Genomic DNA, 730 nt, shown 5'->3' with positions numbered 1-730 from the left:
GGGGTCCTTCGGGGTGGTGAAGATCTGCGTCGTGTCGCCGTATTCCACCAGATTGCCCAGGTGGAAGAAGGCCGTCTTCTGGCTGACCCGGGCCGCCTGCTGCATCGAATGCGTCACGATCACCACGGAAAAATGGCTGCGCAATTCGTCGATCAGCTCTTCGACCTGCGCCGTCGCGATCGGGTCCAGCGCCGAGCAGGGCTCGTCCATCAGAAGCACTTCGGGGCTGGTCGCCACCGCCCGCGCGATGCACAGCCGCTGCTGCTGGCCGCCCGACAGCCCGGTGCCGGGGCTGTCCAGCCGGTCCTTCACCTCGTTCCACAGCGCCGCCTTCTTCAGGCTGGCCTCGACGATCCCGTCCAGCTCTGCCTTCGATCGCACCATGCCGTGGATCTTCGGCCCGTAGGCCACATTGTCGTAGATCGACTTCGGGAAGGGGTTCGGCTTCTGGAACACCATGCCGACCTTGGCGCGCAGCTGCACCGGATCGACGGAAGGCGCGTAGATGTCTTGGCCGTCCAGTGTGATCTTCCCCGAGACCCGGGCCGAGGCCACGGTGTCGTTCATCCGGTTCAGGCAGCGCAGGAAGGTGGACTTGCCGCAGCCCGAGGGCCCGATGAAGGCAGTGACCGCCCGGTCCAGGATGTCCACATCGACATCCTTCAAGGCATGCGTCGTGCCGTAATGCACCTGCACCCCGCGCGCCGAGATCTTCGCAGTGGCGGTGTCG

At 65.5% G+C, this 730-nt stretch carries 1 protein-coding gene; it reads right to left on the bottom strand.

Translation table 11 applies throughout. The annotated features are described in order from the left end of the window. Window positions 1–711, bottom strand: a 711-nt coding sequence (gene pstB, locus G8O29_RS18180; protein ID WP_166404598.1) for a phosphate ABC transporter ATP-binding protein PstB, incomplete at its 3' end; no start/stop codon positions are given. Between the last annotated feature and the right edge of the window lie 19 nt (window positions 712–730).

Source organism: Rhodobacter calidifons, assembly GCF_011174775.1.
In the GTDB taxonomy this organism is placed as follows: Bacteria; Pseudomonadota; Alphaproteobacteria; order Rhodobacterales; family Rhodobacteraceae; genus Tabrizicola; species Tabrizicola calidifons.
The sequence above is the reverse complement of the archived record's forward strand: the minus strand, read 5'-3'. Positions and strand labels throughout refer to the sequence as shown.